8 protein-coding genes and 1 pseudogene are annotated in these 12475 nt (G+C 54.5%); 7 read left to right on the top strand and 2 right to left on the bottom strand.

What is annotated here, in order from left to right; genetic code table 11:
• Nucleotides 1-4 precede the first annotated feature (4 nt).
• The 7 genes and pseudogenes from SYN7336_RS26425 to SYN7336_RS17090 form a co-directional block, all read left to right on the top strand.
• Nucleotides 5-877 carry a phage tail sheath subtilisin-like domain-containing protein gene (locus tag SYN7336_RS26425; protein WP_017327161.1) on the top strand — a complete coding sequence of 291 codons (873 nt, stop codon included), beginning with the start codon at nucleotides 5-7 and terminating at the stop codon, nucleotides 875-877.
• Nucleotides 805-1458: a hypothetical protein gene (locus SYN7336_RS31560; RefSeq protein WP_017327160.1), complete on the top strand. Its 654-nt coding sequence runs from the start codon at nucleotides 805-807 to the stop codon at nucleotides 1456-1458. Before SYN7336_RS26425 ends, SYN7336_RS31560 begins: the two co-directional genes overlap by 73 nt.
• Nucleotides 1459-1471: 13 nt before the next feature.
• The gene (locus SYN7336_RS17110; RefSeq protein WP_017327159.1) at nucleotides 1472-3322 is read left to right on the top strand and encodes a tail fiber domain-containing protein; all 1851 of its coding nucleotides are present in this window, start codon (nucleotides 1472-1474) and stop codon (nucleotides 3320-3322) included.
• A gap of 253 nt (nucleotides 3323-3575) precedes the next feature.
• Entirely contained in the window at nucleotides 3576-4520 is a 945-nt protein-coding gene (locus SYN7336_RS17105) for a lysylphosphatidylglycerol synthase domain-containing protein (RefSeq protein WP_017327158.1), read from the top strand.
• A complete protein-coding gene (locus SYN7336_RS17100) occupies nucleotides 4517-5548 on the top strand; it encodes a glycosyltransferase (RefSeq protein ID WP_017327157.1) in 1032 nt (343 codons plus the stop codon). The genes SYN7336_RS17105 and SYN7336_RS17100 overlap by 4 nt, the downstream gene beginning before the upstream one ends.
• A gap of 154 nt (nucleotides 5549-5702) precedes the next feature.
• Nucleotides 5703-7058 carry an IS4 family transposase gene (locus tag SYN7336_RS17095; protein WP_017324427.1) on the top strand — a complete coding sequence of 452 codons (1356 nt, stop codon included), beginning with the start codon at nucleotides 5703-5705 and terminating at the stop codon, nucleotides 7056-7058.
• Nucleotides 7059-7373: 315 nt separating this feature from the next.
• Nucleotides 7374-7694, top strand: a pseudogene (locus SYN7336_RS17090) (transposase); the annotation flags it as partial.
• A gap of 43 nt (nucleotides 7695-7737) precedes the next feature.
• Here the strand turns inward: SYN7336_RS17090 and SYN7336_RS17085 are convergent.
• Together SYN7336_RS17085 and SYN7336_RS17080 are read right to left on the bottom strand one after the other, a co-directional pair.
• Complete coding sequence (locus tag SYN7336_RS17085; protein WP_017327155.1) at nucleotides 7738-9402, bottom strand: ISL3 family transposase; 1665 nt, start codon at nucleotides 9400-9402, stop codon at nucleotides 7738-7740.
• 53 nt (nucleotides 9403-9455) lie between these two features.
• The gene (locus SYN7336_RS17080; RefSeq protein WP_369791886.1) at nucleotides 9456-12470 is read right to left on the bottom strand and encodes an RHS repeat-associated core domain-containing protein; all 3015 of its coding nucleotides are present in this window, start codon (nucleotides 12468-12470) and stop codon (nucleotides 9456-9458) included.
• Nucleotides 12471-12475: the final 5 nt, after the last annotated feature.

The following is a 12475-nucleotide window of genomic DNA, read 5'->3' as shown; positions in this document are numbered from 1 at the left end:
CAAAATGCCAACTTATCTCTCACCGGGAGTCTACGTTCAAGAAGTGCCCCCCTCAGCCCGACCGATTGCGGGGGTAGGCACCAGCACCGCAGGATTCATTGGCGTGGTGCCAGATGATGTGAATATGCCATTCTTACCTGGCAGCGAAGCCGATCGGTTCACGGTTGCCCCTGCCGGAGAACCGCAACTGATTACCAGTTGGGAAGGGTTTAAAAACGCCTTCGGGGACTTCCAAACGAGTAATGCAACGCTGGCTCACGCCGTCTATGGCTTTTTCAATAATGGCGGGAACCGCTGCTGGATTTTGCGGGTGGCTGCTGCTGCCGATCTGACCACCCCTGCTGAAGAACTCGAAAAATTTGCGGCCATTGACGAAATTGCGATCGTCGCCGTTCCCGGTGCGACCGCCAGCGTGCAACACGACGCGATTCTGAGCCACTGCGCCAACGATACTCTTCAGGATCGGTTCGCCATTCTGGATGGCGTCCAGGAGCCAGAAACCCTGATACCCGAAGAAATTGCGCTATTTGGCCGCAGCGCAGCAGGCAGTTACGGTGCGGTGTACTACCCTTGGATCGAGGTATTCGATCCTGTGGATGAGACGATTGTTGCGGTCCCTCCATCAGGACACCTAGCGGGTATTTATGCTCGGAGCGATGGCAATCGCGGCGTTTTCAAGGCCCCAGCGAATGAGGTGATTTTGGGAGCAGTGGGCGTCGATCGCCCAATTAGTAAGGCAGACCAAAATGACCTCAACCCCGAGGGAATCAACGCCATCCGAGTCCTCAGTGGGGCGATTAAAGTTTGGGGAGCGCTACCATCAGCATTCCTGCTCCTTTCGATCTGGCTAACCAGATTGTCGAGCCAACGGCTTTAGCGCTAGAAGAAACCGGGGATCTCATTGTTGCCGATGCCAATGAACCTCCCAGAGATAGCGATCCGCCTACAGCCGCAGATCTACGGAGGGTCAATTCAACCAACGGTTCGGTTACCTCTCTTTTGAGCGACTTGAGCCTGGAGCAAAATCCCCTCATATTTCCGACGGGGCTAGTGTTTGAGACCCCACAATCACTCCTAGTCTGCGATACAGGAGTCAGAAATCGCGTGATTGACGTGGCCAGCCATCGCCACCGGGCTGAAACAGCCGGGATCTATCGCGTCGATCTCTCCCAACCCTCCCCTCAAATTAGTCAAGTTCTATCGGCCACCAGCTTAGTTCGCCCCAGCAAAATGGCCATCGATGCTCGAGGACAGCTCGCGATTAGCGATCGGGGAGATGCTTACGTCACTTCAGACCAGAGAAGAGAGTGGCGAGCCAGATCGAATGAATTTGGGGTGGAAGTGCTGTTTTCACAAGAGCGCTTTACCCCTCGGGAGGAAAGGAACAAAATTCGCTTCGAAATTGCTCAACTCCTCGACGCACAAAAACCCGGACAGACGACTTGGTGGATATCCTAAGGAGAACGCGACCGTGACAGATCAACCTATTATTCGCAACCGCTACTTCGACTCCCCTGGCTTTGAGTGCAATCTCACCTCGACGCTGGTGGACGAAGATTTCCAAACCTTTCACCTTCGCACTGCTCGCACGGAACAAGCCAACCTACATGACTTTGGGATTATCCGAGGATTAGAGGTCAGCGGCACCCTCGGCAGTAGTGTCCTCACCATTGACTCTGGCGTGGCGATCGATCGGCAGGGGCAATTGATTGTGCTAGCCCAGACAGGGACAGGTGAAGTGCTCCTCAATCCTGCGACCCGTCAGCAGGAGGAAAGGACTGTTCCAGTGACATTTGACGTCACCGATTACCAGGGAACCGGCCAGCTCGACTTTTACCTCGCGATTCAATTCTCCGAGGTTATCCGGCCACCTGCCGATGCGGAGCACGATTGCGGTCGGTTCGAGCAAGTTCCTTTCCTTCGCTTGTACGAGGCTTCAGTGTCCGATCCTTCAATTGAGGATGGCTCGGCAATTGTACTGGCGATCGCCACCCTCGATTCAACTGGTCAACTGGTAGCTCTGCAGCATCAAAAGAGTGCTTTGACTCACCGCCGCCGCATCGTTGGCAAAACGCTGGAGCAATTGCACATTCAGCGCTCCGAACAGGCGGTCAGTGGCAGCGAGATCGACCTGAGCGAGATTGCTGCTGGCAGCTTGGGTCCCCTGACTGCCGGAGGGTTGCAACTGAGCGTGCCCAATGGGACTGACACTATTGTCATGACCGACGCAGGGGGTGGCAGCTTCACAAAGTTTGACGTGCGCTCAAATGTCGAGATTGGCGGCAATCTTCAGTTCAGCAGCGGTGTTGCCATCAATCAGTTTTCCAGTGACTCTAGCCTGAGTGATGCGAATGACCTAGGGGTGCCAACTCAACAAGCTATCAAAACGTATGTTGACGGACAAATCGGCCAAGTGAATTCAGCCCTATCTGGTAAGGCCGATAATTCAGCTCTAGCCAGTAAGGCCAACTTGAGTGGATCGGTTTCTCAAAATTTCAACACGGGTAACCTTCATGTAAAAGGTGCATTGGGAATAAGCAAGAGCGAGAGCTGGAACTTTCAGGTTGACTCTAGCGGCAACTTAAAACTGAATGCAAACTCTCTAACTGCTGGCACCACTCGAATGTTTTTTAATGACAATAATGGCAATATTGGTATTGGCACAACCAGTCCAGGGGCAAAGTTACATATAAATGTCAACAACAATGCATCAAGTGATACTCTTCTACTTGGCAATAAGACCTCAAAAGGACTGCTTTTGAAAGATACAGGCGGTGCAGTCGATATTGAATCTTTTGGTGTTAGCTTGTACATCAACAATGGTGGTGAAAATACACTACTAAATCCGCAAAGTGGCGGTAATGTCGGCATCGCCACAACGACGCCAAGGTATAGGCTAGAAGTTAATGGTAGTGCAGGGAAGCCAGGAGGAGGTTCTTGGACGAACTCATCGGATATTCGCTTGAAAAAGAACATTGAACCTCTTTTAGGGACACTTGGCAAGTTGTTAAAGCTGCGTGGCGTCAGCTTTGAGTGGAACGAGCCGGAAAAGCATGGGAATTTAACAGGTCAGCAAATCGGTATGATTGCACAGGAGGTAGAAACTGTATTCCCCGATTGGGTAGGCACTGACTCGGAGGGTTATAAGGATTTAACTTTTAGAGGTTTCGAAGCCCTCGCAGTGGAAGCGTTTCGAGAACTGCAAGCAGAAAATGAAACCTTGAAGTTGAAATATGTGGAGCTTGAAGCCAGAATGAAGAGTCTAGAGGAAGCTCTAAAATATTCGGCATTGAATTTTGCTCCAAGTCTCGGCGCAACTTAAGCTTCATCCATGTTGAAAACTGGAGTTTCCAGGCATTGCGATCGGCCCCCTAAATCCCCCACTAGTGGGGGATTTAGGGGGCGAATGCAGCGAACCACAGCGCTAGTGAGAGGGTCTAATAGACACATTCTCAAAACTACGGGTCTCTACTTAGACGGGGTTTAAATCGGATCGCGAGATTCTGACAGCGCAGTAGTAGGATAAAACTCGGCCTGGGGTTTAGCCTCTCCCCGCAATGAAATGCTGCTCTGTAATGAAATTCTTCAAAGCTCTCGTTGCACTCGTTAAGCCCTACATCCGCTGGGTCATCCTGACGGCCACGTTGGTGTTCTTGGGACACGCCCTCGCCCAACACTGGCAAGAGGCGATCGCAATTCCAATTCGCCCGCGCGGCTGGGGAATTGTGGCGATCGCCACTGCCGTCACCCTGTTCTCCCACATTTGGTCGGGGTGGGTCTGGACGTTAATTTTGCAGGAGTTTGACTGCACGGTACCCAAGCTGTGGACGGTGCAGGTTTATCTCAAAACCAATATAGCCAAGTATTTACCGGGGAATGTCTGGCATTTTTACGGGCGAGTGCGGGCCATGCACGCAGCCAAGGTGCCCTGGGCGATCGCCGTGCTGAGTGTGGTCATCGAACCTTTGCTGGACATTGCAGCAGCGCTCTTGGTTGCGATCGGTCTGGGAGGGCTGGAGCGACCCCTGCTGCAACTGGTCGGCTTGGCGATCGTCTTGCTGGCGCTCCACCCCGCTGCCCTCAACCCGGGCATTCACTATCTCAGCAAGCTCAAGCTCAAACCCGCCAGTGCCGAAGAATCGAGTTTGGAAAAGGCGATCGTCGCCCGCTATCCCCTCATTCCGCTGCTGGGGGAAGTTATCTTTTTTATCCTGCGCAGCCTCGGATTTCTCTTGATTGTGGTTGCCCTCACCCCCGACCCCCTGCAATGGCAACAATTCCCCCTGCTGATGAGCAGCTTTAGCGTCGCCTACTTTTTGGGCTTGGTGGTGCCGGGAGCACCAGGGGGAATTGGCGTGTTCGAAGCCACCTTAGTGGCCCTGCTAGAGCTACACTTTTCTGCAGGATTGCTACTGAAGTCGGTGGCAATCTACAGGCTTGTCAGTATCGTGGCCGAGGTAACCGGTGCGGGGCTGGCGTCAATACAGTTGCCCGATCCCCTCAATAAGGGTTTGCGATGAATCTCTATACCGCCTCGCCCCAAACATCCAGTCAGGCGATCGCCCCTGCTCCAGCCAAGCCAGAGGTGTCAGTGGTGGTGCCCATCTACAACGAGGTGGATAGCATCCCCCATTTAGTCGAAACAATCGCCACAACGTTGCGCAAGAGCCGACTCAACTACGAAATCATTTGTGTGGACGATGGCTCTCGCGATGGGTCTGCAGAGCTGCTGAAGCAGATGGCAGAGGTGCGGCAGGATTTGTGTGTGGTGCTGCTGCGGCGCAATTACGGCCAAACCCCAGCAATGGCAGCTGGATTCCATCGGGCGCGCGGCCAAACGATTGTGACGCTGGATGGGGACTTGCAAAACGATCCCGTCGACATTCCCAATTTGCTGGCCGCGCTGAGCGAAGGTTACGACTTGGTCAGCGGCTGGCGCAAACATCGCAAGGATGCCACCCTCACCCGCACGCTGCCTTCCAAGATTGCCAATTGGCTGATCGGGCAGATTACTGGGGTAAAGCTGCACGACTATGGCTGTTCGCTCAAAGCCTATCGGGCCGAGCTGGTGGCAGACATGAATTTGTATGGCGAGCTACACCGTTTTTTACCTGCGTTGGCCTACATCGAAGGGGCCAGAATTACTGAAATCCCCGTCAACCATCACGCCCGCAGGTTTGGCAAGAGTAAGTACGGTTTGGGGCGTACCTTTCGGGTGTTGATGGATCTGCTCACGATTTATTTTTTCAAAACCTTTTTGACTCGCCCCATGCACGTATTCGGCCTGCTGGGCATCCTGGCGTTGCTGTCGGGCTCGGCTACGGGGCTCTATTTGGCTGCTTTGAAATTGATTTGGGGTCAAGATATTGGCAACCGTCCGCTGTTGGTTTTGGCGGTCGTGCTGTTTTTAGCTGGGGTCCAGCTTTTCTGTTTCGGGCTGTTGGCCGAGCTGCAAATGCGCACCTACCACGAGTCGCAAAATCGTCCCATTTATCGGGTGCGAGAGACGATCGGCCCGGGCGGCGTGCGAGTGGGTCAGGCGGATTGAGTCATTTCTCGATCTCAATTTCTTAACATCGATATTCTGGCTCCCCTCTCCCAAAATTGCTATCCATTAGGCACAAGTCGATGGAGAGCTTACTGTGACTGGATTATAAACTGCAGTAGAGACTGAAGCAGTTGTAGCCGGAGGGAGAGAAACCATGCAAGATTGGGTCAGCCAAGAAATCAACCCGATCCACTTCGCCGATTTGCGACATGCAAAGCGGTTGGGGCAGATCGTCACAGACTTGAGTGAGCAGCCCACAGCGAGCGTGCCTCAGGCGAGTGGGAATGCCTCAGTGGCCCAAGGAACCTATCGATTTTGGGCCAACCCGAAGGTGAGCACGAGCAGCATTCTGGACAGTCATCGTGATGGAGTGGTCAGGCGGGCCCTCACGGGCAAGACGGTGCTGGCCATTCAAGACACAACGGATTTCGACTTCACCACTCACCCCCAGACCGAAGGGCTGGGCTTCATCAATCAAAGCCATCAACAGGGAATCAAAGTCCACAGTTGTTTTGCGGTGAGCGGCGAGGGAGAACCCTTAGGTCTGTTGAGTCAATTCATCTGGAATCGCAAACAGCGGCGCGGGAAGAAAGAAAAACGCTCAGTGACTCCCATCGAGCAAAAGGAAAGCTATCGCTGGATAGCAACTCTCGCAGCCGTAGAGCGAGAGCTCGCGGGCCAAGAGCAAGTGGTTCATATTGGCGATCGAGAAGCAGACATCTTCGAACTGTTTGCCCATCCCCGTGCGGACAACAGGGAGTTACTCATCCGCGCAAGGCACAATCGCAAACTTAGCCACGAGCTGGGCAAGTTCATCCCCACCCTCGAACAAGCCCCAGTCTTGGGAGCGATGAGCCTGCAAGTGCAGCGTAATCCCAAGCGAGCGGCCCGCATTGCCCAGTTGCAGGTGCGGGCGATGGCGGTGACGCTGGAGGTGCCATCGCATCACCTCAAAGCCGCGAGCTTAGAGCCCGTGCGCCTCAATGCCATCTTCGTGGAAGAAACCGTCCCCCCTGATGATGGCGCTCAGCCGATTCGCTGGTTTCTGCTGACCAGCTTGCCAGTTGAGAGCTTCGAGCAGGTCTGTCAGTGCATCCGCTGGTATAGCTACCGCTGGCTGATTGAGCGGTTTCACTTCACCCTCAAAAGTGGCTGTGGCATCGAACAGCTCCAACTGCAAAGCTATGAGCGCTTGCTCAAGGCTCTGGCAACCTACAACGTTGTAGCTTGGCGATTGATGTGGCTGACCTACCGCGCTCGACTCACCCCGCAAGCCTCCTGTGAGCTCGTTTTACAGCCTGCTGAATGGCGGCTGTTACGACGCAAGTTTGTGCCGAAAAGTCGCTCTCAAAAGCCACCCACTCTGCAACAGGCAATGCTGTGGATTGCTCGATTGGGAGGCTTCTTGGCTCGCAAGGGCGATGGCAACCCTGGATTGAAGACGCTTTGGCGAGGGCTGACCAAACTCCACCATTTGCTTGAAGGGGCTCAACTGGCTTCTCAAAGCTAGTGCCTGTCTATGGTTCAGCTACTTTTGCCTAATGGATAGCCCCAGGGAGAGGGGCCGGGGGTGAGGGCCAGATCTGTAGCAGCATTAATGAGAATTGGCGTCATAGCTTAAATACATCAGCATAGACTTTGTCTGACTCGACTATTCGCCGATCGCCAGGAGAATCGCGAACAACCAAGATAGAGTCTTCATCTTTGAGCCACGAGAATAAAGGTAACCGTCCCAAGGTCTGGTCCTTGTAGTGAGAGAAAGAATAGAGTACGAAAGTAGAGTCATGAATGAGAAAGCGACCAGGGATGATACGTCCAGTCTGAAGCAGTCTTGTATAGCGATGAAACCAGCTTTCCCCAAGGGAATCGGGACGGAGGTAACAAGAGCAAGACCAAAGGTTGGGTCTGGGGATTGCTCACCCCTCTGGTGTGCTTTTTCGAGGTGGTATTGAGCCGTTCCCAAGCCACCGCCCAAGGCTTGATTGGGGAATCGTTTGAAGGGATTCTGGTCACGGATCGCTATAGCGCCTACAACTGGTTACCCCTGGAGCAGAGACAATTGTGTTGGGCTCATCTCAAGAGAGACTTACAGGCGCTCGCGGAGTGCATATTCATCCGACTTCGGGGTCTTGTCCGCTTTTGGTGATCGTTAAATCTGTCCTAAATGAGGCGCTTATTTCGTATAAGAATCAACTGATTAGGATGAGGCGCTTGGCCAATAGCTCGAGCCCAGCCCTTCCAAACATCTGCCGTTTCAGCATTTTTAGTCGGTTGTTTTGACCCTCCACTGGCCCATTGCTCACCTCGAGTGTGAGAGCTGCTTTCACCGCATCGTAATCTTCTTGAAGACCCTTGGCAAAACTCCGTAATGCCTTGATTGAGCTGCTCACAGCTGTCTCCAGCCAATCGTCGAATTCCCCAGGCAGTCGCTCGCGCACCAGTTTGATGAACCCCTGAGCCAGAGCGATCGCCCCCGATAACTTTGGCTGCTGGCCCAGTTTTTCCAGCAGGGTTTTCTCCTCAGGCGTAAGGTTTTCAGGCCGTGTCAACAGCAGCCAAGCCGCCCGCTTGGCACTCAAAGGCTCTGACACTGGTGTGGCGGGTGATGGCGCTGGTCCCCGACCCGGTAAGTCATTGAGGGATTCTCGGCTGGGCTTGATGGAGGGCAGAGAGCAACGCAACTGCCGAGTGTAACGGGCGACGGTCATATAGCTGCCCGGGTACCCTTGCTGTTGGATCTCGCCAAACAACTGTTTAGTTTGTTGGCGCCCTTGCTGCCATTGCTCTGACAGGTAAGCCTTGTATGGATCCAAACAACTGGGGTTTCTCCGCCGCCCCACAGGATATTGCCATTCCGGAAACGTTGACGCGGCCAGGTAGGTATACACCGTTCGCTCGCCAATGCCGAGGTGATGGGCAATGTCTTTAATGGCATAGCCTTGCTTGCGTAGAGCATGGGTTTGTTCCCACTTCTCCAGTCGTATGGCCCGATTGACTTCCCTTTGGGTTCGATATCTATCCGGAGCAGCTTCGGGGGTCGGTGCTTCGGTTGGCTGTTGGGCTTGAATCTGTTGCTGCTCAACCTGTTCGAGCGACTGGGTTTGTCCCTTAAAGACTTTCTCTAAAGCCTCTTCGAGATTCTGCAACAGATGAAAGCGATCGGCTACCTGGATGGCATCGGGTGCTCCATCGCTCATGCCTCGCCTGTAGGCTTTGGAGCGATCTCTCGAGAGAATCTTCACACCAGGCTGCTCTTTCAACCAGGCTGCTAAGGTCCCAGCCGCCCGGTCGGGGAGTAGTGCGATCGGTTGGTTGGTCTCCAAGTCGACCAAGATCGTTCCGTAATGATGACCCGTGCGAAACGCGAAATCATCCACCCCCAATATCTTTGGCGTGGCCATGACTGGTAGGGGCAATTTGGAGATGGCTCGCAAGATGGTGTTGCGGCTGTATCCGTATCCGAGCTGATGGCTCAAGCGGGCTGCTGCCGAACCACCGAGGGCTAAGCCCATCGCTTCCAGTTGAGCCGTGTAGCGAGTCGTGCGTCTGGCCCAAGGCGCGACAACCTCGGGCAGACGCTCCGTAAAGATACGCCGAGGGCAACGCTCGTTGAGGCAGAAGAACTTACAGACTTGGAGCAATATCGTCAGCGTGAATTGAACCAATGGCAAATCCCTCAACGTTCTCTCATAGTGGCTATGGATGCGATCGGTGGAGCGATGACACAGCGGGCAACAGGCCACCGTTTGAGTCGAGCAGAGGTTAACAACGAGCTGTTGGTTGGCCGGATCGATACTCCAACTGTTCAAGCTCACATCCGTTTGGCTGGGCAGGAGATGCTGTAAAAGTTCCACGGGCTTGGCAGAGTGAGGGTTTGCACCTGGTATTCTCCTATACCTTCTCTGCATCACCAAAAGCGGACAAGACCCCGAAGTCGGATGAATATGCATAGCCCGCCGATCGATCGCGCGAACCCTCTCGCCCCCCTCAAGGGATTGCGCAGTAGTGAGCGCGGGTTGAGAGCACCATCCAGTAATCCGAAATCTAACAGGGCAGAGGTGACACCCGCAAATGCCCGTAAAGGATCGCCACTAGACAATCCTGCTCGCAGCGTATTGAAAGAATCTGCTAAACCATTGGCGACCAGCAAGCTAAGACCCACTGTCCCACTAGCGCTCTTAAGCAGAGCTCCAGCAAGTGCCGGACCGAAGACAAAGCCCAACCCCCCAAATGCTGCCGCCCCTAAAACTCCCAATACTGTCGAGCGCTCTCCTCGAGCAAAGTCGCCAGTCACCTGTGCCCCAGCACCAATCCCCGCACCCAGCAAAAATTGCGGGCTCGAAATGACACTCAGCGTTCCCCTAGCCACTGAAGCAGCACTGACATTGCCAATGCTGAAGAAGCCGCTGGGGTCTGTGTAGGTAACTGGATTGGCGTTGGCGTAGAGATAGCGGTTCTGGCTAATCGGGTTGGTAATAAAGCCCTCGAAGGCATCGCGACTGATAAAGCGTCCCGTACTCGGGTCGTAATAGCGCTGGCGTAAATGATAGAGCCCCAATTCCTGCTCGAACTGCTCTCCCGCAAATAAGTTATCCACCTGCTCGGCATTGCGAGCCCCCAACAGCTCGCCAAAGGCCAAGTAGTCGAATTCCTGTTGAACAGTGCCCTCGCCATCAGTCACAACCCGAGTGCTACCCAAGCCATCGGTATGGAAGAACGAGCTTTGGTCCCCTTGCAACTGAGCAATCAAGTCCAAACCAAAGACGGAAATCTGTACGAGATCGTCACTGGTGATGGATTCGAGTACCTGAGCGAAAGGCCGATTGCTATCGACTACGTATGTCGTGGTTTCGCCATTGCTGGTGCTGCTGACCTGAATGCCCGCCTGGTCGTAGACGTAACTAACCTCGTCGCCATTGGGCAGCAACACCCCGACTAAACGGTTGGAATCGTTCCAGTCAAACCGCGTCGTGCCGCTAGTGTCACTCGTCCGGCTGAGCAGATTGCCGTTGGCATCGTAGCCGTAGGTGATGGTGTTGGTGACATCGCCATTTAGACTGCGGACTTCCTGGAGCAGTTGATAGTCATCGTTGTAGGTGTAGGTGGTCAGCCCTTCGAGCGAATCGACGCGGGTGAGGCGGTTGCCGAGGGCGTCGTAGGTGTAGCTGATGGTGCGACCATCGTTGGTGGGGTCGTCCGGGTCGAGGATGCGCTCCTGGGTGAGGCGATAGACATCGTCATATTCGTATTGGGTGATGCGGCCATCGTGTTCGGTGATTTGCAGGCGGTGACCGACATTGTTGAGGGTGTATTCGAAGCCAGCAATGACGGTTTCTGCGCCGGTTTCGGCATCGATTTGGACGGTGGTGAGACGGGTGAGACGGTTGAGATTGTCGTAGCCCCGTCGTTCCTCGATACCATTGGCAAATTCGGTGAGGGTGAGGCGACCGGCGAGGTCGTATTGGTAGGTGGTAACGCCTCCATCGGGGTCGGTGACCGTTTCGAGACGGTTCTGGGCATCGAACGTATAGCTTGTGGTGCCGTTGGGGGTGCTGACGGAGGTGCGGTTGCTGGCTTCGTCGTAGGTGTATTCGATGGTGGGGCCATCAGGACGGATATGGGGACCATCTGGGTCGGTGCGGGAGACGAGTCGATCTCGATGGTCGTATTCGAAGCGGGTGACTCCGCGCCCGTCGGTAATGGTCTCGATTTGACCAGTATCGGTGTAGGTATAGGTGACGTCAGCGTCGCTGGCGAAGTCAGTGGTGACGAGTTGGTTGAGAGCGTTGTATTCGTAGCGGGTGGCGTTGCCGTTGAAGTCGGTGTAGGTGGCGAGGTTGCCGTTAGCATCGTAGCTGTAGCTGGCTCGATCGCCTTCGGGCAGCTCGATGCTGGTGCGGCGACCGAAGCTGTCATAGTCGTAGTTGGTGGCGATGCCGTTGGCATCGGTGGTTTCAGTCAGAAGACTCAGAACGTCATAGGTGTATTCGGTGCTCTGGTTGAGGGCGTCGGTGATGCCGGTGAGACGTCCAAAGTTGTCGTAGTCGTAACTGGTGGTGTTGCCTTCCTGGTCAGTGACAGAGGTTGTCTGACCGATTTCGTTGAAGGTACCGGCAACGGTGGTGCCGTCGTCGAAGGTGGTGAGGACGAGATCGCCAGCTCTGTTGTAGGCAAAGCTGGTTTCCTGGCCCAACGGATCGATTTGCTGCAGCACTTGGCCGATCTCGTTGTATTCGGTTCTCAGCCGAGGGTTGTCGGCTAAAGTTTCGGGGGTGTCGTCAGCCAGGATGGTTTCGGTGAGGCGACCGAGGGCGTCGTAGCGGAATTCGGTGGTATTGCTCAGTTGGTCGGTTTGAGATTGGACGCGGTCGTTGTTGAAATAGTCCGTTTTGATGCGGGGGTTATCGGCGAGGTAGGCTGGCGCGGCGTCGGGGTAAACCACCTGGGTCCAATCGACCGTATCGAGGGTTTGGCCGGGGGCGATCGCCGCTAGCAATTGCTCCAGAGAATCCGATGCGGTGGGATAGATTCTTTCTACAAGGCGACCGGCTGCATCGTAAACGTAGTGGAGAGCACTACCAGCGGTATCAACTTGAGCGCGCAAGCGACCGGCGCGATCGTACAGGTTGATTGCGCGAAGGTTATCGGATAAATCTTCGGGAGTATCGTCAGCAAAGATCGTTTCAACGAGGAGATCGTTGTTGTTATAGCGGAATTCCGTCCGATTACCGGCCCGATCGATCTGGGCGCGAACTTTCCCATCGCCGTAATATTCAGTAATTTCGCGCAGGTTGTCTGCGAGAAACGCTGGTGGTTCATCTGGATAGACTACCTGGGTCCAATCGACTGCCTCGAGGGTTTGACCGGGGGCGATCGCCGCAAGGAGCTGTTCTAAAGTTTCCGATTCGTCCGAGAAAATCACTTCGG

The organism is Synechococcus sp. PCC 7336, from assembly GCF_000332275.1.
Classification (GTDB): domain Bacteria; phylum Cyanobacteriota; class Cyanobacteriia; order Thermostichales; family PCC-7336; genus PCC-7336.
The sequence above is the reverse complement of the archived record's forward strand: the minus strand, read 5'-3'. Positions and strand labels throughout refer to the sequence as shown.